Origin of the sequence: Pelomonas parva (assembly GCF_043555835.1) — a bacterium.
In the GTDB taxonomy this organism is placed as follows: domain Bacteria; phylum Pseudomonadota; class Gammaproteobacteria; order Burkholderiales; family Burkholderiaceae_C; genus Pelomonas; species Pelomonas parva.
The window spans coordinates 468,433-491,611 of the sequence record NZ_JBIGHV010000003.1 but is presented as its reverse complement, the minus strand read 5'-3'; the positions used below and the strand labels follow the sequence as shown (position 1 = coordinate 491,611).

Annotated in this window: 20 protein-coding genes and 3 pseudogenes; 10 read left to right on the top strand and 13 right to left on the bottom strand. The window is 70.7% G+C overall.

The window, feature by feature from the left end; genetic code table 11:
• Nucleotides 1-36 precede the first annotated feature (36 nt).
• Nucleotides 37-354, bottom strand: a complete 318-nt coding sequence (locus ACG00Y_RS09655) for a DUF2834 domain-containing protein (protein ID WP_394478242.1) — start codon at nt 352-354, stop codon at nt 37-39.
• A 109-nt stretch (nt 355-463) separates the two neighbouring features.
• Here ACG00Y_RS09655 and ACG00Y_RS09650 point away from each other — a divergent pair, with 109 nt between their 5' ends.
• Nucleotides 464-1,237, top strand: a complete 774-nt coding sequence (locus ACG00Y_RS09650; RefSeq protein WP_394478240.1) for a helix-turn-helix domain-containing protein — start codon at nt 464-466, stop codon at nt 1,235-1,237.
• Between the two features lie 28 nt (nt 1,238-1,265).
• On the opposite strand, the gene ACG00Y_RS09645 is transcribed toward ACG00Y_RS09650, so the two are convergent.
• Nucleotides 1,266-1,520 (bottom strand): hypothetical protein, encoded by a 255-nt coding sequence (locus ACG00Y_RS09645; RefSeq protein ID WP_394478238.1) that lies wholly within the window; start codon nt 1,518-1,520, stop codon nt 1,266-1,268.
• A gap of 50 nt (nt 1,521-1,570) precedes the next feature.
• Nucleotides 1,571-1,954: a hypothetical protein gene (locus tag ACG00Y_RS09640; protein WP_394478236.1), complete on the bottom strand. Its 384-nt coding sequence runs from the start codon at nt 1,952-1,954 to the stop codon at nt 1,571-1,573.
• A gap of 157 nt (nt 1,955-2,111) precedes the next feature.
• On the opposite strand from ACG00Y_RS09640, the gene ACG00Y_RS09635 reads away from it, so the two are divergent.
• Complete coding sequence (locus ACG00Y_RS09635; protein WP_394478235.1) at nt 2,112-2,633, top strand: DUF1697 domain-containing protein; 522 nt, start codon at nt 2,112-2,114, stop codon at nt 2,631-2,633.
• 32 nt (nt 2,634-2,665) lie between these two features.
• Here the strand turns inward: ACG00Y_RS09635 and ACG00Y_RS28875 are convergent.
• The 4 genes and pseudogenes from ACG00Y_RS28875 to ACG00Y_RS09625 form a co-directional block, all read right to left on the bottom strand.
• Nucleotides 2,666-3,466, bottom strand: a pseudogene (locus ACG00Y_RS28875) (putative bifunctional diguanylate cyclase/phosphodiesterase); the annotation flags it as partial.
• A 132-nt stretch (nt 3,467-3,598) separates the two neighbouring features.
• Nucleotides 3,599-3,979 (bottom strand): annotated as a pseudogene (locus tag ACG00Y_RS28870) (diguanylate cyclase domain-containing protein); the annotation flags it as partial.
• A 135-nt stretch (nt 3,980-4,114) separates the two neighbouring features.
• Nucleotides 4,115-4,909: pseudogene (locus tag ACG00Y_RS28865) on the bottom strand (response regulator); the annotation flags it as partial.
• Nucleotides 4,906-7,128 (bottom strand): ATP-binding protein, encoded by a 2,223-nt coding sequence (locus tag ACG00Y_RS09625; RefSeq protein ID WP_394478231.1) that lies wholly within the window; start codon nt 7,126-7,128, stop codon nt 4,906-4,908. The pseudogene ACG00Y_RS28865 and the gene ACG00Y_RS09625, both read right to left, overlap by 4 nt.
• A 256-nt stretch (nt 7,129-7,384) precedes the next feature.
• On the opposite strand from ACG00Y_RS09625, the gene ACG00Y_RS09620 reads away from it, so the two are divergent.
• The 4 genes from ACG00Y_RS09620 to ACG00Y_RS09605 all read left to right on the top strand — a co-directional run bounded on the left by ACG00Y_RS09620 (nt 7,385) and on the right by ACG00Y_RS09605 (nt 9,790).
• Nucleotides 7,385-7,780 (top strand): VOC family protein, encoded by a 396-nt coding sequence (locus tag ACG00Y_RS09620; RefSeq protein ID WP_394478229.1) that lies wholly within the window; start codon nt 7,385-7,387, stop codon nt 7,778-7,780.
• Between the two features lie 189 nt (nt 7,781-7,969).
• Nucleotides 7,970-8,722 carry an SDR family oxidoreductase gene (locus ACG00Y_RS09615; RefSeq protein WP_394478227.1) on the top strand — a complete coding sequence of 251 codons (753 nt, stop codon included), beginning with the start codon at nt 7,970-7,972 and terminating at the stop codon, nt 8,720-8,722.
• Entirely contained in the window at nt 8,719-8,856 is a 138-nt protein-coding gene (locus ACG00Y_RS09610) for a hypothetical protein (protein WP_394478225.1), read from the top strand. The genes ACG00Y_RS09615 and ACG00Y_RS09610 overlap by 4 nt, the downstream gene beginning before the upstream one ends.
• Before the next feature lie 28 nt (nt 8,857-8,884).
• Complete coding sequence (locus ACG00Y_RS09605) at nt 8,885-9,790, top strand: AraC family transcriptional regulator (protein WP_394478223.1); 906 nt, start codon at nt 8,885-8,887, stop codon at nt 9,788-9,790.
• A 6-nt stretch (nt 9,791-9,796) separates the two neighbouring features.
• On the opposite strand, the gene ribA is transcribed toward ACG00Y_RS09605, so the two are convergent.
• Complete coding sequence (ribA, locus tag ACG00Y_RS09600) at nt 9,797-10,396, bottom strand: GTP cyclohydrolase II (RefSeq protein ID WP_394478221.1); 600 nt, start codon at nt 10,394-10,396, stop codon at nt 9,797-9,799.
• 166 nt (nt 10,397-10,562) lie between these two features.
• Here ribA and ACG00Y_RS09595 point away from each other — a divergent pair, with 166 nt between their 5' ends.
• The 3 genes from ACG00Y_RS09595 to ACG00Y_RS09585 are packed head-to-tail and all read left to right on the top strand — an operon-like array spanning nt 10,563 to nt 15,219.
• Nucleotides 10,563-11,630, top strand: coding sequence for a collagen-binding domain-containing protein (locus ACG00Y_RS09595; protein ID WP_394478219.1), 1,068 nt, complete (start codon nt 10,563-10,565; stop codon nt 11,628-11,630).
• 3 nt (nt 11,631-11,633) lie between these two features.
• Nucleotides 11,634-14,468 carry an XrtA/PEP-CTERM system TPR-repeat protein PrsT gene (gene prsT / locus ACG00Y_RS09590; protein ID WP_394478217.1) on the top strand — a complete coding sequence of 945 codons (2,835 nt, stop codon included), beginning with the start codon at nt 11,634-11,636 and terminating at the stop codon, nt 14,466-14,468.
• A gap of 55 nt (nt 14,469-14,523) precedes the next feature.
• The gene (locus ACG00Y_RS09585; RefSeq protein ID WP_394478215.1) at nt 14,524-15,219 is read left to right on the top strand and encodes a dienelactone hydrolase family protein; all 696 of its coding nucleotides are present in this window, start codon (nt 14,524-14,526) and stop codon (nt 15,217-15,219) included.
• 11 nt (nt 15,220-15,230) lie between these two features.
• Here ACG00Y_RS09585 and ACG00Y_RS09580 read toward each other — a convergent pair whose 3' ends face one another.
• Genes ACG00Y_RS09580 through ACG00Y_RS09565 form a run of 4 tightly spaced genes read right to left on the bottom strand, consistent with a single transcriptional unit; the run spans nt 15,231 to nt 19,686 of the window.
• Entirely contained in the window at nt 15,231-15,818 is a 588-nt protein-coding gene (locus ACG00Y_RS09580) for a PAS domain-containing protein (RefSeq protein WP_394478213.1), read from the bottom strand.
• A gap of 47 nt (nt 15,819-15,865) precedes the next feature.
• Nucleotides 15,866-16,801: a DUF481 domain-containing protein gene (locus tag ACG00Y_RS09575; protein WP_394478211.1), complete on the bottom strand. Its 936-nt coding sequence runs from the start codon at nt 16,799-16,801 to the stop codon at nt 15,866-15,868.
• An 8-nt stretch (nt 16,802-16,809) separates the two neighbouring features.
• A complete protein-coding gene (locus ACG00Y_RS09570) occupies nt 16,810-18,897 on the bottom strand; it encodes a M13 family metallopeptidase (RefSeq protein ID WP_394478209.1) in 2,088 nt (695 codons plus the stop codon).
• Nucleotides 18,898-18,948: 51 nt separating this feature from the next.
• Nucleotides 18,949-19,686: a hypothetical protein gene (locus ACG00Y_RS09565; protein ID WP_394478208.1), complete on the bottom strand. Its 738-nt coding sequence runs from the start codon at nt 19,684-19,686 to the stop codon at nt 18,949-18,951.
• Between the two features lie 209 nt (nt 19,687-19,895).
• Here ACG00Y_RS09565 and ACG00Y_RS09560 point away from each other — a divergent pair, with 209 nt between their 5' ends.
• On the top strand, nt 19,896-20,630 hold the full coding sequence (locus tag ACG00Y_RS09560; RefSeq protein WP_394478207.1) for a CPBP family intramembrane glutamic endopeptidase: 735 nt from the start codon (nt 19,896-19,898) through the stop codon (nt 20,628-20,630).
• Between the two features lies 1 nt (nt 20,631).
• Here ACG00Y_RS09560 and ACG00Y_RS09555 read toward each other — a convergent pair whose 3' ends face one another.
• Nucleotides 20,632-23,148, bottom strand: a complete 2,517-nt coding sequence (locus tag ACG00Y_RS09555) for a mechanosensitive ion channel family protein (RefSeq protein WP_394478206.1) — start codon at nt 23,146-23,148, stop codon at nt 20,632-20,634.
• Nucleotides 23,149-23,179 lie beyond the last annotated feature (31 nt).

The following is a 23,179-nucleotide window of genomic DNA, read 5'->3' as shown; positions in this document are numbered from 1 at the left end:
TGGGCCCATGGAGGCAGATCAACCTTCTGGCGGCTCTCAGCGGCTTGCCGCGACCGCTGCCGCCGTGAAATCGCTGCGGCCCGACGGCTTCAGCAGCAGGTAGAGCATCGGCCCGAACGAGCCGGCCGCGACCGTGATCAGCGCATAGGGCCAGAGCTTGCGCCCCGTCTGGCGGGCGTCACGCGCCATGAAGCCGAGCAGCAGGAAGGACGTGATGACGAAGTCCAGCAGCAGCTGCCAGGCACCCACGCTGGCCATGCCGGCCTGCCAGATGCCGAAGTAGCCGACCTGCCACATCGCGTACAGCGAGAAGGCACCGAAGGCGGCAAAGACGAGGATCAAGGCGGGTCGCATGGCGATCTCCTGGGGGTTGAAGTGGCGCCATGCTCGCCAGCCACGCGCATCGCCGCAATGACCTCCGAGGTCATCGCCGCGCGTCGGCGCCCACCGCAGAATGCGCCGCATGACCGCCACCTTCGCCGCCCTGCGCAAGTCGCGCCGCGTCAGCCAGCTGGAGCTGTCGCTGCGCGCCGGCGTGTCGCAACGCCACCTGAGCTGCATCGAGACCGGCCGCTCACGCGCCGGCCGCGAGACGCTGGTCGCGCTGCTCGACGCCCTCGGCGCCTCGCTGGAGGAGCGCAACCAGGCGCTGCTTGCCGCCGGCTACGCGCCCGCCCATGCCGAGCGCGCGCTGGATGCGCCCGAGATGGCGCCGGTGCGGGCCGCGCTTGAGCAGCTCATCCACGCCGGCGGCAGCGCGCCCGCGCTGGTCCTGGACGGCGACTACCACGTCGTCATGGCCAATGCCGGCGTGGCGCGGCTGCTGGACCTGCTGGGCCTGCCGGGCGAGGCGATGTTGAGCCAGCCGATGAACCTGCTGCGCGCCGTCTTCGCGCCGGGTGGCCTGCGTGGCTATTGCGTCAACGAGGCCGAGATGTGCGGCGAGATGTGGGCCCGCGCCAGTCGCGAGGCCGAGCACCTGCCCCGCCTGCGCGCGCTTCTGGACGAGCTGCGCCCGACGCTGCAGCCCTGGCCCGCCGTCGAGACCGGCAACCTGCCCGTGCTGTCCTTCGGCCTGCGCGCGGCCGACGGCACGACGCTGAGCTTCTTCTCCGCGCTGACCAGCTTCGGCACGCCGCTGGACATCACGCTGGCGTCGCTGAAGGTGGAGCACCTGTTCCCGGCGGACGAGGGGACGCGGCGGGCGTTGGCGGGTGGTGATACGGCCTGCGGGTAGCGGCCCGGGGCGAAACCCCGAAGGACGCTCAGGCCACGACGAGCCCGGCGGCTTCGAGCCTCTGCTTGACGGAGGCCAGGTTGCCCTCGTACTCCCAATAGAGAACGCGACCGTGGGACGACGAGACGAGAAGGTATTTCTCGCTGATCGACTGGATGCGCTCTACGGCCACCAGCTTCTCGATGAACTCTTCGCCTTCGATCACCTCGGTGATCTCCGTGTTGTCCTCGGTGTAGCCGTGCATCACGAGCGAATTGCGAACACGCAGAGAGATGAACTTCATTGCACGGGGGCCTTGTTGCAGACGTTGCGGGTTCTCGATGCCGTGCCGACTCATCGGCGTGCGGCCGCCGGCGGCCGGCGCTGCCACTTGTCCACGTCGTTGACGACGTTCTCCCAGGCGCGCCGGTCGTAGGTGACGGCGGCGAACAGGTTGTCCTTGGTGGGCTGCTGCTTGACCGCGGTGCTGGCCAGCGTTTCAAGGGAAGGGCGGGCCGCTGCGACGCAGCCGCCCAGGTCGGCGAACCAGGAGCCGACGCGGTGGAACAGCACGCCGCGATGCAGTTCGGTCGCCTTCAGCGACGCGGCCTCCACCAGGCGCAGGAAGACGCGGGCCTGGCCCTCGCCGAGCAGTTCGACGCAAAACTCCCGGCGCCAGCCGGTCAATGCCTGTTCGGCGGTCAGGGTCGGCGGGTTCTCTTCAAAGTGAATGGTCATCGTGCGAGTCTGCACCATGGATGGCAGCCCCATGCGCCACGGGTTGTATCGCGCTGTTTCGCGCATGGCATAACCTGCTATCGCAGCGGCATCGATTCAAGCCCTGGCTGAATGGCTTCGGCGCTATCGTTGCGGCCCCGCCCAACTTGTCAGCACCATGCCCCGTTATGTCGCCCTGCTCCGAGGCGTGAGCCCGATGAACTGCAGCATGCCCGACCTCAAGCGCAGCCTGGAAGCCGCCGGCCTGGCCGATGTGAAGACACTGCTGAGCAGCGGCAACGTGGCCTTCACGCTGGCGCGCACGCTGCCGGCGGCGGTGCTGCAAAAGCGCGTGGAGAAGGCCATGAAGGACGGCATGGGCCGCAGCTTCGCGACCCTCGTGCGCACCAGCGCACAGCTGCAGCAGCTCATCGCGGCCGACCCGTTTGCCGAGTTCGACCTGCCCGAAGGCGGCAAACGCGTCGTGACCTTCCTGCGCACTCCCGGCGCGGTGGGGCATGTGGACCTGCCGGTGGCCACGCACGACGCCTGCATCCTCAAGCGCATCGGCAGCGAGGTGCTGTGCGTCTACGTGCCCGGCGAGAAGGGCGCAGCTTTCATGCACTTGCTGGAGAAGACCTTCGGCCAGGACATCACCACCCGGAGCTGGGACACCGTGGCCAAGTGCGCGGCGGCCTAGCGCAACGGCCGGGCTAGGAGCCCGTCGGGCGCCTAGAACTGCGTCATGTGACCCGGCAACGAGTCGAAGCTGGTGTCCACGCCCTCGCGCCTGGCGTTCTCGCGCGTGGACATCCACACCGGCACCTCGTCGGCCGGCATCGGGCTGGCGACGTGAAAGCCCTGCAGCACGTCGCAGCCCAGGTCGCGCAGCACCTGCAGCTGCTCCTCGCTCTCGACACCCTCGGCCACCACCTCCAGCCGCAGCGCATGGGCGAGTTGCACGATGGCCTCGACCACGGCGCGGGCCTCGGCACTGACCGTCAGGTCGACGACGAAGCTGCGGTCGATCTTCAGCTGCCGTGCCGGGATGTGGCGCAGCTGGGCCAGCGACGAGTAGCCGGTGCCGAAGTCGTCGATGGACAGGCGCACGCCCAGTGCGGCGATGCGGTCCAGCGTGCCCCGCTCCTCGGCGGAGTTCTCCATCATGGCCGACTCGGTGATCTCGCAGGTCAGCCGCCCCGGGTGCAGCCCGTGCCGGCGCAGCGCGGCCCGCATGCGCTCGACGAGATCGGGCTGGCGCAGCTGGTGCGCTGACAGGTTGATGGCGATGCGGGTGTGCAGGCCCTGCGCATGCCAGGCGGCGAGCTGCGCGCAGGCCTCTTCGAGCACCCAGTCGCCGATGGCGCCGATCAGGCCGAAGCGCTCCGCCAGCGGGATGAACACGCTGGGCGGCACGATGCCGAAGCGGTCGTGCTGCCAGCGCAGCAGCGCCTCCAACCCGTAGATGCGGCCGCGCACGCTGTCGACCTTGGGCTGGTAGAACAGCGTCAAGGCGCCGCGCTCCAGGGATTCACGCAGCGCCTGCTGCATCAGCACCTGCTCGGTGCCGTCGTCGGACATGCCCGCGTCGTAGGGCACGCAGGCGCTGCCGCCGATGCGCTTGGCCGCGTACATGGCGGCGTCCGCGCAGGCCAGCAGGCGGTCGCCGGAGCGCTCCTGGTCGGGGTAGACGACGACGCCGATCGAGCATGACAGCGCGAGCTTCTGGTCCATGACGGCGAACGGCCGCTTCAGCGCATCGATGATGCGGGCGCCCAGCCGCAGTGCGTCCGACCCGGCTTCGGGGGATTCGATCAGCGCGACGAACTCGTCGCCGCCCAGGCGCGCCAGCACATCGCTTTCACGCACGATGGCCCGCAGCCGCTTGGCGACCTCGCGCAGCACTTCGTCGCCGGCGGCGTGGCCGAAGGAGTCGTTGATGGGCTTGAAGCCGTCCAGGTCGATGAACAACACGGCCAGCTTCGCGTCCTGGGCCGTGGCGGCGGGCAGTGCCGAGATGCGCCGCAGTGCCTGCTGCAGCCGGCTGTTGAGCATGGCGCGGTTGGGCAGGCCGGACAGCGGGTCCTGAAAGGCCTGCCGCTGCAGCTCGTCGTTGGCGCGGCGCAGGTCGATGTTGGCGATATGCAGCGACTCGGCCAGCTGGCCGATGCGGCTTTCGGCGGCCTTGCGCTCGGTGATGTCGCGCGACAGGGCGATGAAGCGGGCCACGTCGCCGTCGCCGGCTTTGCGCGCCATCGACAGCTCGAACCAGCGATCCCCGCCTGGCAGGTGCAGCCGGTATTGCCGGCCTGTGGAGCGCCCCGTGCGGGCGGTCTCGGCAATGGCGGCCATCGTCATCTCGATCAGCTTGGGCGACAGCGCCTCGCTGACGGTGCGCCCTGGCAGGGCCTGCAGATGGTGGGCCAGGTCCTCCGACGCCGGCGCATGGCATTCGATGAATCGCCCGTCGGCGTCGAGCTCGATCAGCAGGTCGGGCAGGGCCTGGAGGATGGCCTTGGTGCGGGCTTCGGCGGCGTGCAGCTCGCGCTGCATGTCGTAGTTGCGCAGCAGGTGGCTGACGCGGTGGCCGAGGATGGACCAGTTGATCGGCTTGACGATGAAGTCGGTGGCGCCGCACTCGTAGGCGCGCTGCACGGACGCGACATCGTCCCGGCCCGTCACCATCACGATGGGCAGCAGGGGGCCGGCCTGCCGGCGCAGCCGGCGGCAGACCTCGTAGCCGTCCAGCTCAGGCATGTCGACGTCCAGCAGCACCATGGTGTGCGGCTGCTGCTGGAACGCGTCCAGCGCCTCGCGGCCGTCGGCGGCCAGCGTGACGTCCAGGCCCAGCTTGCGCAGCGCTGCGCGCATCAGCGTGCGCGTGCCGGCCTCGTCATCGGCGAAGAGCACGCGTACCACCGCGCCGTTGGGCGGCGCCTGCGCTGGCGTGGCGGGAAGCTGCCCGTCGCCGCTCATGCCAGCTCCCGCAGCAGTTCGGCGAGTTCGGTCTGCACCTGCGCATGCTCCTGGCGGGACTGATCCAGCCATGCCCGGGCGCTGCGCAGGTCCTCGTTGCGGGCACAGCGTTCAAGCTCGCCGAACAGCCGCGACAGCGCCAGCGCGCCGGCATTGCCGGCCGTCGATTTCAAGGTATGAGCCAGGCGGGCCGCCGCGTCCGGGCGACCTTCGGCCAGTGCGGCGTCCATCGCTGCCAGCCCGGTGTCAGCCGCTGCCAGGAAGCCTGACGCGACCTCGCGCAGCAGGGCCGACCCGCCCGCCTCGTCCAGGTCGATCAGCGTGGCGATGACGGCCGAGTCGATGCGGGCCCGGTCCGCCGGCAATGGCGCTGGCGCCGTGGCTGCCGTCGCTGCGTCCGTGCCGGCCTGCAGCCAGGGCGCCAGCGCCGCCGCCAGCGTGGCGAGCGTGAAAGGCTTGCCGATGAAGCCGTCCATGCCGCTCTCGCGGCAGCGCGCCTCGTCCTCGGGCGTGGCGTTCGCCGTGAGGGCGACGATGGGCACGCGGGCGCGGTCACCCTGCTGCGCCCGGATCGCACGGGTGGCCGCGTAGCCGTCCATGACCGGCATCTGGCAGTCCATCAGCACGGCGTCGAAGTCATGCAGGCGCGCCAGCTCGACGGCGGCGGCGCCGTCCTCCGCCACCTGCCATGCGACGCCGAGGCGGCGCAGCATGCCGATGGCGACGGCGCGATTCACCGGGTGGTCTTCGGCGAGCAGCACGGTGCCATGCAGCCGCTGTGGCACCTCCTCGGCGGCGTCCAAAGTCGATGGGCTGCTGCCGTCCGCCACCCGCAGCTTCACGTCCACCGTGAAGCGCGTGCCCCGGCCCATCTGGCTGTCCACCTCGATGTGCCCCTGCATCAGCCCCGCCAGCTCGCGGCAGATGGCCAGGCCCAGGCCGGTGCCGCCGAAGCGGCGCGTCGTCGAGCCATCCGCCTGCGAGAAGCGCTCGAAGATGCGCCCCTGCGCCTCCGGCGCAATGCCGATGCCGGTGTCCGCGACGGCGATGCGCACATGCGCCAGGCCGGCAACCACGCCCTCGTGCTGCACCCGCACCGTCACGCCGCCGTGTGAAGTGAACTTGATCGCATTGCCCACCAGGTTGGCCACGACCTGGCGCAGCCGCAGCGGGTCGCCCAGCAGGCGCACGCCGGCCGGCAGCGGGGCGCAGCTCATCTGTAGCGTCAGCCTCTTGGCCTGGGCCGGCTGCGCGAACATCAGCCGCACGTCCTCGATCACCTGCGGCAGGTCGACCGCCACCTCCTCCAGCGGCAGGCGGCCGGCCTCGATCCTGGAGACGTCCAGCACATCGTTGATCAGCGCGAGCAGGTGCCGGCCGGACACCTGCACGGCGTTCGCCCAGCCGCGCTGCTCCGGGTCGAGCGGGCTGGCCATGAGCAGCTCGTTCATGCCCAGCACGCCGTTGAGCGGGGTGCGGATCTCGTGGCTCATCGTCGCCAGGAAGGCGCTCTTGGTCTGCGCCAGTTGCTCGGCGGCCGCGCGTGCCTGCTCCAGCGCCCATTGCGCCGAGAAGTCCTTGCGCACGATGAACTCGCGCCACCAGCCGACACCCACGGCCAGCGTGAACAGCGTCACGACGTGGTAGGACCAGTAGGCCAGCTCGGCACTGGACTGGTTCGGGTGCCACCACAGCGTGGTCAGGAAGGCGGCCAGGATCGCCACGCCCGCGAACAGCGCCGCGCGGAACTGCAGGCCCAGCACGATGAAGCAGTAGAACTCCAGGAAGGTGAAATTCAGGATGCCCACCCAGGAGCTCAGCCCCCGGCCGCCCTCGGCGTCGATGCGCAGCAAGATCCAGAACAGGCACAGCGATGCGGCGACGATGAAGCCTGCCAGAACGCCCTGCCAGTGGCGGCGCGCCTGGGGCAGGAAGGTGTAGGCCAGGCCGCCGAGCAGCACCGGCAGCGCGACCTGCAGGCGCAGCCAGTTGGCCGCCACCTCGGGCGTGGCCAGCCAGTCGACGAGGAAGTCGCCGCTCACCAACAGCACGCCCAGCACCAGCGCGGCCTGCGCGTAGCGGTAGTAGAAGGACAGGTAGTGCGCGCCGAAGCGCTGCTCGAAGGCCTCCGGCGTGAACCTCAGCATGAGCCGCAGCGGCAGTGCCGGCGCGGGCTCCGGGGAGTCGCTCAGAGGCTCATCAAGCGAACGCGTGGCCACCACTTTCCCCCCTGAACGGGCGCGCCATCCGCGCCCAACCCGCGAGCTTCTATGCCCGGCGTCAGACACCGGGCGGTGACGCACATTCACGGGCCGGGCCGGCGCCGATGACTGCGTTGTCTATCGGGCCGGATGTTATCGAGCGCTTGCCGCAACGCTTGCCGCCCATCCGTAAGCCAGGCGCGCGTCTCGTGGCGTTTGACGCGTTCCCCCGCCCCGCATCGCGGGGCGCACGACCTTGGGTATCGTCGCGGGCATGCCCGCCGTGCTCGACCACCTGCTCATCCCCGCCCGCGACCGCCGCGCCGCTGCGCAGCGACTGGCCGCCATCCTGGACGTGCCCTGGTCTGCGCAGGCGGCGGTGGGGCCGTTCAGTGCGGTCTATGTGTCGGATGACCTGACGGTGGATTTCGACGAGGTCGCGCCCGGTGCGGAGGTGCCGCGGCAGCACTACGCCTTCCGCGTCGGCGAGGCCGACTTCGACGCGCTGCTGGACCGGCTGAAGGCGCTGGGCATCGCCTGGCGCAGCACGCCGGGCGGGCCGGACGACGGCCAGGTCAACACCTACGGCGGCGGCCGCATCGTCTACTGGCGCGAGCCCGATGGGCACGCGTGGGAAGCGCTGACGAAGAGCTACGCCAGGGCGCCTTGAGCTTCCGTCGGGGCGGTCGGCCGGCTGCGCAGACTGCCGTGCGGTAAGTCGGGCGGTGTGACGCCGATGCGGGAGGTCGCTCCGGGGCGGTTTTGGACGATGGCAAAACAAAAGCGGACTGTTGGCTGTAGAGCGTCCGGTTTGTGCGGCCTATCGTTCAGTCACCGCAACCCACCCTCTGGAGCCCCCATGAAGACCGTCCTCATCACCGGCTGCTCGTCCGGCTATGGCCTGGCCACCGCCCACCACTTCCATGACCTGGGCTGGCACGTTGTCGCGACGATGCGCCAGCCTCGGCCCGAGCTGCTCCCGCAGTCCGCGCGCATGCGCGTCGTCGCGCTGGACGTGACCCGGCCCGACAGCGTCGCCGCCGCAGTGTGGGCCGCCGGCCCCATCGACGCGCTGGTCAACGACGCCGGCATCGGCGTGGTCGGCGCTTTGGAGGCCACGCCGTTGGCGCTGGCCCGCGAGCTCTTCGAGACCAACACCTTCGGCGTGATGGCCATGATGCAGGCCGTCATTCCTCAGTTCCGTGACCGTCGCGCCGGCGTCATCGTCAACGTGACGTCCAGCACCACGCTGGCCTCCTTCCCGCTGGCTGGCGTCTACACCGCCAGCAAGACGGCGGTGGAGGGGCTGACCGGCTCGGTCGCGCATGAGCTGGCCGCCTTCGGCATTCGCGTGAAGCTGGTGCAGCCCGGCTATGGCCCCAGCACCCGGTTCGCAGAGAACGGTGGGTCGCGCATGCAAGGGCTGATTCCGCCCGCCTACCGGGCCTTCGCCGATCCCATCTTCACGGCGTTCGCCAACCCGGGCGCGGTGACCACCGAGGCAGCCGTGGCTGAAGCGGTCTGGCAGGCGGCGAACGATGCGACTGAGCGGCTGCACTTCGCCGCCGGCGCCGACGCCGTGGCGCTGGCGCGCGCGCTGGGGCGGCCGTGAAGGCCGGCGGCGCGCTCTACGTCGGCATCGTCGTGCTCAGCCTGCTGGCCTCGATCTGCCTGGCCAGCACGCCGCACGCGGTGCTGGCTGCACACAATGCGGTCGGCCAAGCTTCCGGGAGCCCGTGCTCATGACCCCACCATCCATCCACGAGCGGCGGCGATGAGCGACCCGCTGACCCAGGTCGTGCAGCTGCTGCAGCCGCGCGCAGTGTTTGCCAACCTCATCAGCGGCAAGGGCGCCTGGGCGGTGCGTTTCGCCGAGTACGGTCGGCCCAGCTTCTGCATCATGCTGGCGGGGCAATGCCGTCTGGCCGTGGACGGCCATGAGCCGGTGACCTTCGCTGCCGGCGATTTCGTGCTGCTGCCGGCCACGCCGGCGTTCACGATCTCCAGCGCCGAGCCGGCGATGCCCGTCCACATCGACCCCCACAGCATCGGCGGCCAGGGTGAGGTGCGCTACGGCGCGCCGGGCGGCGAGCCCGACATGCTGTCGCTGGGTGGTGCCTTCCTGTTCGATGCAGACGACACCAGTCTGCTGGTGGCCCTGCTGCCGCGCGTGGTCCATGTGCAGGGCTCGGCAAGGCTCGCCCAGCTGGTGCGCATGGTGGGCGAGGAGTACGAGCAGCAGCTGCCCGGCAGCGAGTTCATGCGCGCGCAACTGGTGGCGCTGATGCTGGTGGAGGCCATGCGCTCGACGACGGGTGGCAGCGCGCCACCAGGCCTGATGCGCGGCTTGGGCGACGAGCGTGTGGCTGCAGCGCTGCAGCAGATCCATGCCCAACCGGAGCACGCCTGGACCGGAGAGCAACTCGCCGCCGTCGCAGCGCTGTCGCGCTCGGCCTTCTTTGATCGCTTCACACGCAAGGTGGGCGTCGCGCCGATGGAGTACCTGCTGCGCTGGCGCATGCAGCTCGCCAAGGGGCTGCTGCGCGACGGCGGCCTGGGCATCGCTGCCGTGGCCGAGCGAGTGGGCTATTCGTCCACCAGCACCTTCAGCACCGCGTTCCGACGCCACATGGGTCAGGCGCCCCGGCAGTTCATGCGTGGGCCCGACTTGCCGCCTTAGGGTCGCTCAATCGAACCAGTCGGCCAGATGCCCCATCTGGTCACGCTTGGTGCGCAGATAGCGCTCGTTGTCCGGCCCCGGCTCGGTCAGCGAGGCCTCGCGCTCGACGACCTCGATGCCGAACTCGGCCAGCGCGGCCATCTTCAGCGGGTTGTTGGTGAGCAGGCGGATGCGGTGTACGCCCAAGGCGCGCAGCATGCAGGCGGCGGCGTCGTAGCGGCGCGCGTCGATCGGCAGGCCCAGCTGGGCGTTGGCCTGGATGGTGTCGGCACCGGCGTCCTGCTCGGCGTAGGCGCGCAGCTTCTGCACCAGGCCGATGCCGCGCCCCTCGTGGCCGCGCATGTAGATGATGGCGCCACGGCCTTGTTCGGCGATGCGCCGCATGGCGCTTTCCAGCTGCGGCCGGCAGTCGCAGCGCAGCGAGCCGAACACCTCGCCGGTCACGCACTCCGAATGCACGCGCACCAGCGGCGGCTCGTCGCCCGTCAGGTCGCCCATGCTGAGCACGACATGCTCCTGCCCGCCCTCGGTCTCACGGAAGCCGTGGATGGCGAATTCGCCATGGGGCGTTGGCAGGCGGGTGGAAACGATGCGTTCGATCTTCATTTGGGTGCGTGGCGAGCTGCCATTGTCGCCGGCCATGGAAGACTGCGTCTTTCAGTGCGAACAGGCACGAAAGCGCGCGAGGCCCCCTCCGGGCGCGGGGGGTGGTCTGACCGTAGCCATCCCTAAAATGACAGCCTTGTCACCCCGTGCCGTATTCGATATGCGATTGTCTGCCCCGCTTGCTGCCCTCGTCTCCGGTCTGCTGTTTTCCGGCGCGGTCCAGGCGGCCTTTGCGCCGTTGACCGGCCAGCAGGTGCTGCAGCAGTTCAACCTGGTGGCGCTCCACGGTGGCAGCAGCAGCACCCATGTGCATGGCCGGGGCTGGATGGGCGGCAACTTCGTCGGCAGCAGCGGCGCCGAGTTCGCCAACGACAGCCCCATCCCGGTGTCCAACTACGCGGCGCTGACGGTCTTTGGCTCGGCCAGCAACGTCTCGGTCAACAACAACGGCTCGGCGGCCGTGGGCGTCGTCACGTCGGGCAACCTCAGCGGCGCGACGATCAACAACGGCGGCGGCGTGGTGCAGGGCTCGGCCAACTCGGTCAGCTTCAACGGCAACAGCGGCGGCGCCTATGTGGCCGGCTCGGCCACGGCGGTCAACTTCAACAGCGGCAAGGTCACCAACCTGGCCGGCAACGCCAAGCTGCAGTCTGCGCTGGATGCCGCTGGCTCCACGAACATGAGCGCCGTGATGACCGGCCTGTCCAGCCAGCTGGCCGCGTTGTCGGCGACCAGCTCGGTCAGCCTGCAGGGCAGCAAGGCGGTGTTCACCGCCGTGGCCGATGCCACGGGCCGCGCGGTGTTCGACCTCAACGGCAGCTTCGGCGCGCAGGTGCTGGGCGCGAGCGAGTTCGAGTTCAACCTCGGCAATGCATCGACCTTCATCTTCAACAGCGACCTCAGCTCGGTGGTGGTCGGCGCCAACTTCCTGGGCGGCAGCGCCAATGGCAAGCTGGCCAACGCGGCGGTCTGGAACTTCAACAAGGCCACCAGCGTCACCATCAACAGGAACTTCGGCGGCGGCATCCTGGCCACCCAGGCGGCCTTCAAGAACACCGCCGACATCGAGGGTTCCGTCATCGTCGACACCCTCAACAGCAGCGGCGCCCAGATCCACCTGTACAGCTTCACCGGCGATGTGACCGTCAACAAGGTGCCCGAGCCGGCCTCGCTGGCACTGGTGGCGGTGGCGCTGGCGGGCGCGGGCTGGTCGCGCCGCCGCCGCGCGCGCTGATACATGCGTGTGCCACGCCGGCTGACGGCCCCGCTGCTGGCTCTGTGCGCCGCCGGTGCGCTGGCCGCCTCGCCGGGTGAGGCGCTCTCCAAGCGCGACCTGGCCTACCGCTTCTTCGACACCGCCGAGAAGTGCTTCGACAAGCGTGACCTGGCTTGCGCCCTCGAGCAGGTGCGCAAGGCCTTGCTCACCGACCCGGACATGCTGCTGGCCGAGGTGCTGCTGGGCAAGGTGCTGCTCGAAGGCGGCAACGCGGCCGGCGCCGAGGCCGCCGCCGAGCGGGCGGTGACCCGCGGCGTGGCCGTCGAAGACCTGGCCGGCACCTTGAGCCGCGCCCAGCTGCTGCTGGGCAAGCACAGCCAGCTGCTGGCCGACGCCCGCCTGGCACCGCCGCAGCTGCGTGGCCTGGCCCGCCGCCAGGTCTTGCTGGCCCGTGCCCAGGCCCAGTTCGAGCTGGGCCGCAGCGACGCTGCGCTGGCCGAGCTGGCGCAACTGCGCGCCGAAGACCCCGACAACCTCGCCGCCGCGCTGGCCGAACTGCCGGTGCGCCTCAAGCTCGGCCAGCGCCGCGAGGCCGCCGCCGCCGTGGAGCGCGCGGTGCGGCTGGCGCCGGACGCTGCCGACGCTCGTCTGGCCCAGGCCCAGCTGCTGCAGGCCGAAGGCGCGGCGGTGGACGCCCAGCTGGCCGCTCTGGAGCGGGTGCTGGCTGTCGATGCCAGGCATCTGGAAGCCCGGTTGATGCGCGCGCAACTGCTGCTGCAGCAGCAGCGCTGGGACGACCTGCGCGCCGAGCTGCGCCTGCTGAACCTCGACCACGGCCAGGACCCGCGCGTGGCCTACCTGCAGGCGCTGGACGCCGGCCAGCGCGGCGACCGCGCCGCGATGACGGCGGCGCTGCGCCGGGTGACGGCCCAGATTGACCCGCAGCCCGACGGTCAGCTGCGCTTTCGGCCACGCATGCTGCTGCTGGCCGGCCTGGCCCATTTCGCCCTCGGCGAGACCGACCAGGCCAAGAGCTTTCTGGAGCGCTACCGCGTCGCCCAGGGCGGCGGCGCCGGCGCGACGCTGCTGGCCCAGCTCTACCTGAGCCAGCGGCAGACGACCGCCGGCATAGCCGCCCTGGAGGCGGCGCTCGCCGAGCAGCCCCGCCAGGCCGACGCGCTGAACCTGCTGGGCCAGGCCCGCCTGGCTGCCGGCCAGACCGAGCAGACCGTGGCGCTGATGCGCGAAGCGCTGCGCAGCCAGGAGTCGCCGGCCTTCTACACGACGCTGGGCCGGGCGCTGCTGCGCCAGGGCCAGACGAACGCGGCGGTCCAGGCCTTTCAGGGCGCGCTCAGGAAAGACCCCCTGCAGGCCGAGGCCGCGCTGGCCCTGGCCCAGGCGCTGGCCGAGCGCGGCGATGCGGCGAGCCAGCAGCGCGCCGTGGCGGTGCTGGCCGAGCAGCTCAAGCGCCAGCCGCGTCAGCAGGCCGTGCGCCTGCAGCTGGCCCGCCTGCAGCTCGGCGCCGGCCAGGCGGCTGCGGTGCTGCCGCTGCTGGAGGCAGGGCTCAAGCTCGACCCCGAGCTGCACCAGGCCCGGCTGATGCAGGCCGAGGCGGAGCGCCAGCTCGGCCGCCTGGACGCCGCCGCCGCGCGGCTGCTGGCCATGGTCAAGGCCGACCAGCTGGCGGTGGACGCCTGCCTGGCCCTGTCGGCGCTGGAGGAGGGCCGCAACCGGCCCGCCGAAGCCCAGGCGCTGCTGGAGCGGGCGCTGGCCAAGTCCGGCCCGCAGGAGCTGCGCCCGCAGGCTGCGCAGGTCGAGTTCCTGCTGCGCCAGCGCCGCAGCGGCGAGGCCCGTGCGGCGGCCAAGGCCTTGCTCGTGCGTGCGCCCGATCATGTCGGCGCGCTGCTGCTGGCCGCGCGCGCCGCGCTGGCCGACCGTGACGCGACGGCGGCCCGGCCGCTGCTGGTGCAGGCCGGCCGGCTGGCCGACCAGGACGTCATCATCCTCGCGGCGGTGGGTCGGCTGCAGATGTCGGCCGGCGATGCGTCGGGCGCGCGCTTCACGCTCGACAAGGCCGTGCAGCTGCAGCCCGCACAGACCACGCTGCAGCGCCTGCGCGTGGAGGCCGCGCTGCTGGCCGGTGATGTGGCCGACGCCGAGGTCCGCGCCCGCCAGCTGGTGGCGCAGAGCCCCAAGTCCGCGCTGGGCTACAGCCTGCTCGGCCAGGCCGCGCTGGCGCGCGGGCAGACCGCTGCGGCCATCGATGCCTTCGCCCAGGCCCAGCGCCTGGCGCCGGGCACCGAGAACCTGCTGCGCCTGTATGCGGCCCAGGTCGGCCAGGTCGACCCGGCGCGCAGCTTGGGCCTGCTGGAGCAATGGCTGGCCCAGCGCCCGGACGACGTGCTGGTGCGCAACGCGCTCGCCGAAAGCCTGGTGGCCCATGGCCGCTGGGCCGATGCGCGCCGTCACTACGAGCGCCTGCTGCAGCAGACCGGCGCCAACGCCGTGCGCAACAACCTGGCCGAGGTGCTGCTGCAGCTGAAAGACCCCGGCGCGCTGCCGCTGGCGCTGGAAGCTCTCAAGCGCGAGCCCGGCAATGCCGCCATCCTCGACACCGCCGGCTGGGCCCATGCGGTGCAGGGCCAACATGACAAGGCGCTGCCGCTGCTGCGCGAGGCCCGGCTGCGGGCCCCGGCCTTGGCTGCGGTGCGCTACCACCTCGCCAGCGTGCTGGCCCAGCTGGGCCGCCGCGAGGAGGCCTTGCAGGAGCTGCGCACCGCGCTCGCCGACCCGCAGGCCGCCTTCGACCGCCCGGCCGCCCAGGTCTTGCTGCAGCGGCTGGAATCACAACGCTGAGCGTCGGAAAAGGGGGGATGCGCTAGCCTTCGCGCCTTCGCAACCGGAGACGCCCATGAGCCAGTACATCCAGTTCCAGCGCCCCGACGGCGCCGCCGTCAGCGGCTATCTCGCCGAGGCTGCCCAGCCGGTCGGCGCCGTCGTCGTCATCCAGGAGTGGTGGGGCCTGAACGATCAGATCCGTGGCGTCGCCGAGCGCTTCGCCCTGGCCGGCTTTACGGCGCTGGTGCCCGACCTCTACCGGGGCAAGAGCACCGTCGAGGCCGAGGAGGCCCACCACCTGATGACTGACCTGAACTTCGGCGACGCCGCCGCGCAGGACGTGCGTGGCGCCGTGAGCTACCTGAAGGGGTTGAAGCTGGGCAGCGGCAAGGTCGGCGTCACCGGCTACTGCATGGGTGGCGCTCTGACGGTCCTGGCGTCCACGCTGGTGCCCGAGGCCGACGCCGCCGTCGTCTGGTACGGCATGCCGCCGCTGGACTTTGTGGACGCCAGCAAGATCACGATGCCGCTGCAGGCCCACTGGGCCACGCAGGACGAGGCCTTCCCGATTGCCGGCGTGGACGGCCTCGAAGCCAAGCTCGCCGAGGCCGGCGTGCGCTACGAAGGCCACCGCTACCTGGCCCACCATGCCTTCGCCAACGAGACCGCGCAGGGCCCGGGCCGCCTGGCCAGCACCCAGTACGACGCGGCCTGGGCGCAGCAGGCCTGGGACCGGGCAATGCGCTTCCTCGGCCAGCACCTGGGCTGACCAGGCCGCCACTACGGCCGGGCCTTGCGCAGCTCCTCCAGCTGCGCCGCCGACGCCTGCAGCAGGTCGTCCACCAGGCCCAGCACGCGTTCCCGCTCCTGGGCGATCTTTACGTCGGCGGGTTCCGCCATCAGCAGGTGGAACGGCAGCGCCAGCGCCGCCCCCAGCATGGGGCCGCGCGGCCCTTCGGCCAGGCCGCCCTGGGGCGAGGGGGCGCGGTCGGTCAGGTCGAGCATGGTGCCGACCATGCGCAACGCCCGCCCCTCGGGGCAGCGCTCGATGATGCGGCCCCGCGAGTGCATCAGCCGATAGCCCGAGCCATTGCTGCGCAGGCGGAACCGGGCCTCGTAGCCGGGCTGGGCGCCGCCCGCATGCTCGCGCATCGCGGTCATCATGGCTTGCAGGTCCGCCGGATGTACCCGGCAGCGCCAGAAATGCGTGCTGTCCGCGCGGTGCGGATCGGGGAAGCCCAGCCGCTGCTTCCATTGCGGGCAGTAGTGAACGGTCTCCAGGTCCAGGCGCAGGTCCCAGAGGCCCAGTTCCCCCGCTTCGATCATTTGCTGCCAGCGCATCCAGGCCGGTTGATGCCGCATGTCCATGCGGGTGATTGTGGGGGGGCGCCGGGCGGGTCCAGATCGGTTGGCGGTCAGAAGTCGACCCGGGTCGTGAGACTCAACCGGTTGTAGACGCCCAGCGCCAGATCGACGGCGTTCTTGCGGTACTCGTGGCGCAGGCCGATGCGCAGGCGGTCCGTCAGGTCATAGCTGACCTCGGCCAGGCTGTCGACGCCGGTGCCGCCGTTGGCCCAGCGGTAGACATACAAGGTGTTGGCCAGCGTGACGCGTGGCAGCAGGCGCACATGGTTCTCGAACAGGATCGAGGTCGCGTGCGTCTGCACCGTCACGTCGCGACTGAGCAGGCTCAGTGTTACCCGGTCATGGTTCAGCGCCAGCAGGCTGTAGCTTTCGGGTGTCCATTGCTTGCGCCAGCCCAGGCCCGCCGTGGCCTGCAGCAGCACATAGTCCAGCGTGGGCAGCGGGTCCAGCGTGAAGGTGCTGCGCTCGGCCCGCAGCCGTGCCAGGCTGAACCAGGGCGAGCGCAGATCGTGCGTCCAGCGCAAGCTGCCCGTCTGCTCGTTGCGGTCGACCTCGTCGTCGACCACCTTGTAGTCGGTCGACAGGCTCAGCCGCACTTCGTCGCGTGGGCGCTTCCAGGTGGCGTCCAGGTCCACCCCGGCGTCGCTGGAGATGCTGCCGTCGTCGCGCTGCCAATAGCCCGACAGGCCGATGGACCAGGTCGTGGGTCTCCAGGCGGGGGAGGGCGCAGGTGCGGCGGGCTGCGCCTGCACCGCAGCCACGGCGGCCACAGGCGCGGCTTCAAAGCGCGCCTCGGCGGCCGTGAAGCTGAGCCGGCCGAAGCGGTCGGACTTGAAGACGCCGCCCGCCGCGCTCATCTCGACCAGCTCGCCGGACAGCAGATTGCCGTCGCCGTAACGCAGCCAGCCGCGCGTCTGCGCCTGAGCGGCGGCGGTCAGGCAGGCCAGGGCTGCGGCCAGCCAGAAAGAACGCGGTACTGCCGGCAACAGCCCCACTACCAGATGCGTACCCGATCGGCCGGCTTGCGCCACATCGGGTCACCCGGGCGGGTCTGGAAGGCCTTGTGGAAGGCGTCCAGGTTCAGCAGCGGGCCCACGCCGCGCACGCCGGTGTTGGCGTGGTAGTCCGTCGCGGCCAGCAGGCGGATGCGTTCAGGCCGGGCCTTGTAGGTCCACAACTGGGCCCAGGCGACGAAGCAGCGCTGGTCGGTGCTCAGGCCATCGACCTTGGGCTGGGGCTTGCCCTTGAGCGCCCGCTGCAGGGCCGCATGGGCGAGCGTGATGCCGCCCAGGTCGGCCGTGTTCTCGGTGAGGGTGAGCGCGCCGTTCTGGAACAGGCCGGGCAGCAGCTGGAACTGGTTGAACTGGCTCGCCAGCACATCGGTGCGCTTCTTGAACTCCGCAGCGGCCTGCGGCGTCCACCAGTCGCGCACGTTGCCGGCGGCGTCGTACTGGCGGCCGGTGCTGTCGAAGCCGTGAGTTAGCTCATGGCCGATCACCGCACCGATGGTGCAGTAGTTCACCGCGATGTCTGCGCCCGGCTTGTAGAACGGCGGCTGGACGATGGCAGCGGTGATGTCGATGCCGTTGAACTGTGGGCTGTAGGCGGCGTTGACGGCGATGGGGCTGGTGAAGGTCGGGTCGGCAAAGCGCTCGGTCACAACCGGCCGCCCCACCTTGGCGAGGTCGCGCTGCAGGTTGAACGCGGCCAACCGCTGGTTGTTGGCGAGGTGGTCGTCGGCGCGGATGTCCACGCCACTGAAGTCGATCCAGCGCTGTGGGTAGCCGACCTGGATGTCCACCTTGGCCAGCTTCTCCAGCGCCGCCGCGCGGGTCTTCTCGTCGAGCCAGGGGTTGGTGCGCAGGCGCGCGCCGAACTCGTCCTTGATGTGGCCCACCATGTGGGTGATTTCCTGGCGCGTGCTGTCGGGGAAATGCGCCTTCACGTACATCTGCGCCAGCGGGTGGGAGAGCTGCATGGCGATGTTCTTGACCACCTGCCGGTCCAGGTCCATGGTCTTCACCAGGCCGTCGCGCTTGCGTTCGTACTCCTGGTTCAGGCCGAACCAGGGTTGACCCAGCAGGCCGATGTTGGACGACAGCGCCGCCCAGTGCAGCACCGTCTGCACCTCGCCGGGCGTGCGTGTCGTCAGCAGGCGGTTCAAGGCCTTGAGCCCCTCGACGTCGATGACCTGCACCTGGGCCGGCACCGGGGCCTTCAAGGCGGCCAGCAGTTCCTTCAGATCCACCGCCGGGATCAGCGCCTGCACCTCGGCGAGGCTGAACAGGTTGTAGATGCGCGCCGGGTCGCGGGCCTCCAGCGGCTTGAGCCGGGGCGCCATCAGCTCGGTCTCGATGGCCAGGATTAGCCGCCCCTTGCCGGCGGCCACGTCCGGGGCATCGCCGAGCTGCCGGTAGACCGACGCGATGAACTCGACATAGAGGTCGCGGACCTTCTGGCTGGCCGGGTCGGTGTACTGGTCCTGCTCCAGCTCGGCGCCGCCCGGGTGCAGCACCATGCGGGTGGCCGTGCTGTCCTTCAGGTCGGTCATCGTCAGCACGTTCACCAGCGGCGAGTACTGGGTTGACGCCTGCAGCCGGGCCGACAGCCGCGCCAGGTCGGCCGGCCCGCTGGCCTTGGCCGCCCAGTCCAGGTCGGCCTGGATGGGCTTGAGGCCGAGCGCATCCTGCCGCGCGGTGTCCATGGCGGCGCGGTAGAAGTCACCCACCTGCTGCTCCGGGCTGCCCCTCGGCGCGCTGGCCTGGCTGGCCTTCAGGGCCAGCTGCAGCAGCTGCTGGTCGAGGTTGGCGGCCAGCATGGAGAAGCCGCTGATGTCGCCCTCCGCGTCGGGGATGGTCAGCTTGTTCAGCCAGTTGCCCGTGGCATAGCGATAGAAGTCCTGGCGCGGGCTGACGCTGCGGTCAATGTGCGTGGCCGAGTAGCCGATGGCGCCGGCAGGCACCTGGCTGGTGGGCTTGGCGGGGCGATGGATCACTCCGGCTGCCGGGCCGGGTGGGGCGGTCATCGCGGTGGTGCTCAGCAGGGCGATGGCGGCGGCGACGGTGGGCTTGAAAAGGCGCATGGTGTGGCTCATCGGTCGAGAAGGTGGGGGTCGAGGTGATCAGGCTCAGCCTCAGAAGCGCCGACCCGCTGCCCAGTCGCCCATGTCGCACTTGCCGCTGAAGCTGTTGAGGCCCTGGATCTCGACGAAGCCCGTGTTGCGATCGATCGAGACCGTGGGTGAGCTGGCGAAGTTGAGCTTGTAGCGTGCCGTGATGCGGTCGGGCTCCATGCGCAGGTTCTCCAGCGGCCACCAGCCGTCACTGCCGCCCGAGTTCAGCGGCGGGATCAGCTTGCCGGTCAGGTGGATGCGCCCTGCGCCGTCCTTGATGTCGATCTGCACGCCGGTGTTGAACCGCTCCTTGTCCGACTCGAAGCGCGTCGTCGGCTCATAGTGCTTCTTGTCCCGGTTCCACTCGTAGCCCGAGTGCGAGCTGATCGTCGCGTGTTCGCCCTGGCCGTAGCAGATCAGCGTCAGCGTGCCCGCCGTCGGCTCGGGCTTGGCGGTGCCGCTGGCGCCACCCGGGCGGCAGTTCTGCGTCGGCACGCCGTTGATGCTGGCGTAGCGACCGTCGGAGGTGGCGACGGCCACGCACTGGTTCTGCGTGTCACTCCACCAGAAGCTCCAGGCCTGGTCGCGCACCTGGGTGACACGGATCAGCGCATAGCCCCGCGCCAGCATCTGGGTTTCGCCGCTGCTGCCCCGTGCGCCGACGAGGTCGGTCAGGTCGGCGGGCGTGTCGGCCCAGGCGGGCACCGAGGTGGCCAGCGCCAACGAAACGAGAGCCAGCGTGGAGATCCTGTTCTTCATCTTTGCTTCCTCATCGGGATGGGTTGGCGCGACTTTCGGCGATCCTCGCGGTTTGATCAATCGCCTAGGCGGCGGCACCCCAAGTTCATCGGTGTCACGCAGGTGGCGACGTTAGGTTTCTGGGGGCAGACGTGTCGCCTTGGCTTGCCCGGGCCACAACCGCCGGACTATCCTGCGTCGCAACAAAACGGCCGCTCAGGGGCGCTCGAATGAAAACCGAACCCAACTGGCGCATGGCGGTGGCGGTCTACGCCGTCTACAACGCCATCATCTTTGCGACCTGGGCGGCGGTCGGCGCGGACTACCGCAACCTCGTCGCCGAGCCGGTGGCCTTGCAGCGCCTGGTGCTGCCGCTCGCGCTGGGCGCGGTGTTCGCCATTGCCGCAGTCACCTGGCTGGGCTGGTGGCAGCCGGCAACGCGCGAGGCGTCGGCGAGCCGGCCGGGCTGGCCGCTGTGGCTGGTGCTTGCCCCCATGTTGGGCTTCTTCGTCGCCAACGCCAGCGCCATCCACTGGCCGGCGCTGTCGGCCACCCACATCGCGATGCTGGCCGCAGCCTCGGTGATGGTCGGCTTCAACGAGGAGCTGGTCACGCGCGGCGTGCTTGTCACGGGGCTGCGGGGCTCGCGGCGCAGCGAGGTGGGCGTGTGGTTCTGGTCCTCGCTGCTGTTCGGCGCCATGCATGTGCCGAATGCGCTGTTCGGCCTGCCCCTCACGGGAGGCCTCATCCAGGCGGTGTTCGCCTTCCTGATGGGTGGCGCCTTCTACGTGGTGCGGCGCACCAGCGGCTCCATCTGGCTGTGCATGGCCTTGCACGGGGCCTGGGACTTCACCAGCTTCTGCATGCAGGCCAGCGGCTCGACGTCCGACGCGGCGATGTTGTTCCAGTTCGGCACCTACCTGCTGGCCATCGCCATGGTGGTCGTGGTGCTGCGCAGGCGCTAGTTCAAGCGTCCTGTGGCGGCGGCGCGGGGCGAAGCCAGTCTCGCGCCTCGGCCGACACCGTCTTCACGTTCAGGTCCACCTGGTTGAACGGCACCTGAATGCCGGCATCGGCCAGCGCGGCCAGCACGCGCGTGAGCAGCTCGCTGCGGATGACGACCCAACGGTCGTAGTCCTGCGTCCAGACGCGCAGCACGACATTGAGGGAGCTGTCGCCATAGCCTTTGAGCAGGGCGGCAGGCGCCGGTTCGGCCGCCACGCCAGGCACCTCGCGGGCGGCGGCCTGCAGCATGGGCAGCACCTGGGCCGCGTCGGACCCGTAGGCCACCGGCACCTCGATCTCGATGCGCCGCGAGTGGTCCGTCAGCGTCCAGTTGGTCAGGCTGCCGGTCAGCAGCATGCCGTTGGGCACCACCACGTCGGCGCCTTCAAAGGTGCGGATGAGCGTGGCGCGCAGGCCGATCTCGCGCACCCGGCCCGAGACGCCGGCCACGTCGACGATGTCGCCGGGCCGCAGCGGCCGCTCGACCATCAGCACCAGGCCCGAGACAAAGTTGTTGACGATGTTCTGCAGCCCGAAGCCGATGCCCACGCCGAGTGCGCCGAACACCAGCGCCAGCTGGCTGACCTTGAAGCCGGCCGCCGACAGGGCGAGCAGGAAGCCCAGCAGCAGCAGGCCGTAGTAGCTGAGCGAGGCCACGCTGTTGGCCACGCCGCGCGGCAGCGACTCGCGCGCCGACAGCTGTTCCCCCAGCAACTGCCGCACGATGCGCGCGACCCAGGTGGCGACGACCACCGACACCGCGAACACCAGCAGATTGCCCAGGCTCAGCGAGATCTCGCCCACCTCGAAGTCGTGGCCCAGCACCGCCTCCAGCCAGCTCTGCACGGGCCGCAGCACGCGGAAGGAGTTCATCGCATAGACCAGCCAGCCGAAGGCGGCGGCCAGGGCCAGGCCGCGTGTGGCGGCGCTCAGCAGGGCCTCCCCGTGGCGGCGCACCAGCGCCAGCCGTTGCACGGCGGGGTCGCTGCCCACCACCCGCAGCAGCGCCCGCGCGACGGCGACGGCCGCGTACAGCAGCAGCGCCGAGTAGCCGCTGTCGATGACGCCGCTGGTCAGCGTCTCGGCCAGCGACACATTGCCCACCGCATTCAGCAAGGCCGCCAGCCCCAGCAGCACGGCGGCGGCCCAGGCGGCGGCGCGTGCGATGGCGGCCGCGCGTGTCAGCGCCGGGCCCTGGCTGCGGGCACGTTGAAGGAACCACAGGGTGACCAGCAGGGCCAGCACGGTCAAAGCGAAGTGATAGAGCCTGAACACGGCGCCGTTGCCGATCAGCACCACGCCCAGCCGGGAGAGCGCGTACAGGCCGATGGCCAGGTAGGGCCAGGCGTCGGGCACCGGCAGGCGGTGCGCCGGCAGCAGGCGCAGCAGCGGCACCAGCGCCACCAGCATCGCGACCTGCAGCGCCAGCAGCGGCGCGTCGCGCTCGATCGCCAGCACCGCCATCATGGCCAGCAGCAGCCAGGTGGACACCGGCCGCCGCAGGATCTGCGCCGAGGCGGCGTCGGTGCTGGCCATGGGCACCAGCCGGCTGCGGTAGCGCAGGCCCGCCAGCACGGCCAGCAGCAGCAACTGCACGATCAGCAATGCCGCCTTGTTGCCCGTGGCGTTGACGGCGTAGGCGCTGGCGAAGCGCCCCTCGATATCCATGCCGCGCTCGATCATGGCGCTGCTTTCGCTGCCGGTGCGATCGCCCAGCCGCAGCGACCACAGCGGCGGTGCATCGATCTTCAGCAGGCGCAGGTCGATGGCCGCAATCGCCTCGGCCACCTCGGTGCGGCCCGCCTGGATCTGCGCGTCCAGCGTGTCGGCCCGCCGACCGATCTCGATCTGCCGCGCCAGCGGTGCGGACAGCGCCTCCTCGGCCGCGCTCAGCGCCAGCTGCAGCGCATCGACCCGTTCACGCAGCACGGCGGGCAGTTGCTGCACGACGGCGGAGTCCTGCGTGGCGCGCCACACCGCGCGGCGCTGCGCCAGCTGGGCGGTGGCGTTGCTGAAGGGGCTCATGGCCCGCTGTGCCTCCTTCTGCCACTGCAGGAAGCGCGCGGCGTCGAACTTCCAATGCCGCTCCAGGCTCTCCAGCCGCATCACGGGCAGCTCGCGCAGGCTCTCGGCGCCGAAGGAGCGCAGCTTCTCCTCCACCGGCGCCTCGATGGCCTGCAGCTCGCGCGACAAGCGCTCTGCCACTTCGGTGCGCTCAGCCTGCCGGAGGATGCGGTCGGCCAGGCGCTGGTCCTGGTCCGCCCGCACCACGATCTCGGTCGCCACGATGGGCGCTGGAGATGAGGCCACGGCGGTCGCGCCGGATGCGCCTGGCGCGGCGGTGGCCGGCTGCTGGGCCCCGCTCGCCATCACCGCCGCTGCCAGCCCGGCAGCCGCAACCCAACGCGCCTTCTGCACGGTGGCGGCGAAGAGTCGGCGCGCCGCCGAGCCGCGCCGAGCCACTTCCCTGCTGGCCATGCATCCTCCCTAGAACCGCTGGATGCCGCGC

Coding starts and splice junctions, on each gene's coding strand:
- ACG00Y_RS09605 (WP_394478223.1), top strand. CDS start 8,885: ATGAGCGACCCGCTGACCCAGGTCGTGCAGCTGCTGCAGCCGCGCGCA.
- ribA (WP_394478221.1), bottom strand. CDS start 10,396: ATGAAGATCGAACGCATCGTTTCCACCCGCCTGCCAACGCCCCATGGC.
- ACG00Y_RS09640 (WP_394478236.1), bottom strand. CDS start 1,954: ATGACCATTCACTTTGAAGAGAACCCGCCGACCCTGACCGCCGAACAG.
- ACG00Y_RS09560 (WP_394478207.1), top strand. CDS start 19,896: ATGAAAACCGAACCCAACTGGCGCATGGCGGTGGCGGTCTACGCCGTC.
- ACG00Y_RS09615 (WP_394478227.1), top strand. CDS start 7,970: ATGAAGACCGTCCTCATCACCGGCTGCTCGTCCGGCTATGGCCTGGCC.
- prsT (WP_394478217.1), top strand. CDS start 11,634: ATGCGTGTGCCACGCCGGCTGACGGCCCCGCTGCTGGCTCTGTGCGCC.
- ACG00Y_RS09585 (WP_394478215.1), top strand. CDS start 14,524: ATGAGCCAGTACATCCAGTTCCAGCGCCCCGACGGCGCCGCCGTCAGC.
- ACG00Y_RS09580 (WP_394478213.1), bottom strand. CDS start 15,818: ATGGACATGCGGCATCAACCGGCCTGGATGCGCTGGCAGCAAATGATC.
- ACG00Y_RS09555 (WP_394478206.1), bottom strand. CDS start 23,148: ATGGCCAGCAGGGAAGTGGCTCGGCGCGGCTCGGCGGCGCGCCGACTC.
- ACG00Y_RS09620 (WP_394478229.1), top strand. CDS start 7,385: ATGCCCGCCGTGCTCGACCACCTGCTCATCCCCGCCCGCGACCGCCGC.
- ACG00Y_RS09570 (WP_394478209.1), bottom strand. CDS start 18,897: ATGCGCCTTTTCAAGCCCACCGTCGCCGCCGCCATCGCCCTGCTGAGC.
- ACG00Y_RS09645 (WP_394478238.1), bottom strand. CDS start 1,520: ATGAAGTTCATCTCTCTGCGTGTTCGCAATTCGCTCGTGATGCACGGC.
- ACG00Y_RS09655 (WP_394478242.1), bottom strand. CDS start 354: ATGCGACCCGCCTTGATCCTCGTCTTTGCCGCCTTCGGTGCCTTCTCG.
- ACG00Y_RS09565 (WP_394478208.1), bottom strand. CDS start 19,686: ATGAAGAACAGGATCTCCACGCTGGCTCTCGTTTCGTTGGCGCTGGCC.
- ACG00Y_RS09635 (WP_394478235.1), top strand. CDS start 2,112: ATGCCCCGTTATGTCGCCCTGCTCCGAGGCGTGAGCCCGATGAACTGC.
- ACG00Y_RS09650 (WP_394478240.1), top strand. CDS start 464: ATGACCGCCACCTTCGCCGCCCTGCGCAAGTCGCGCCGCGTCAGCCAG.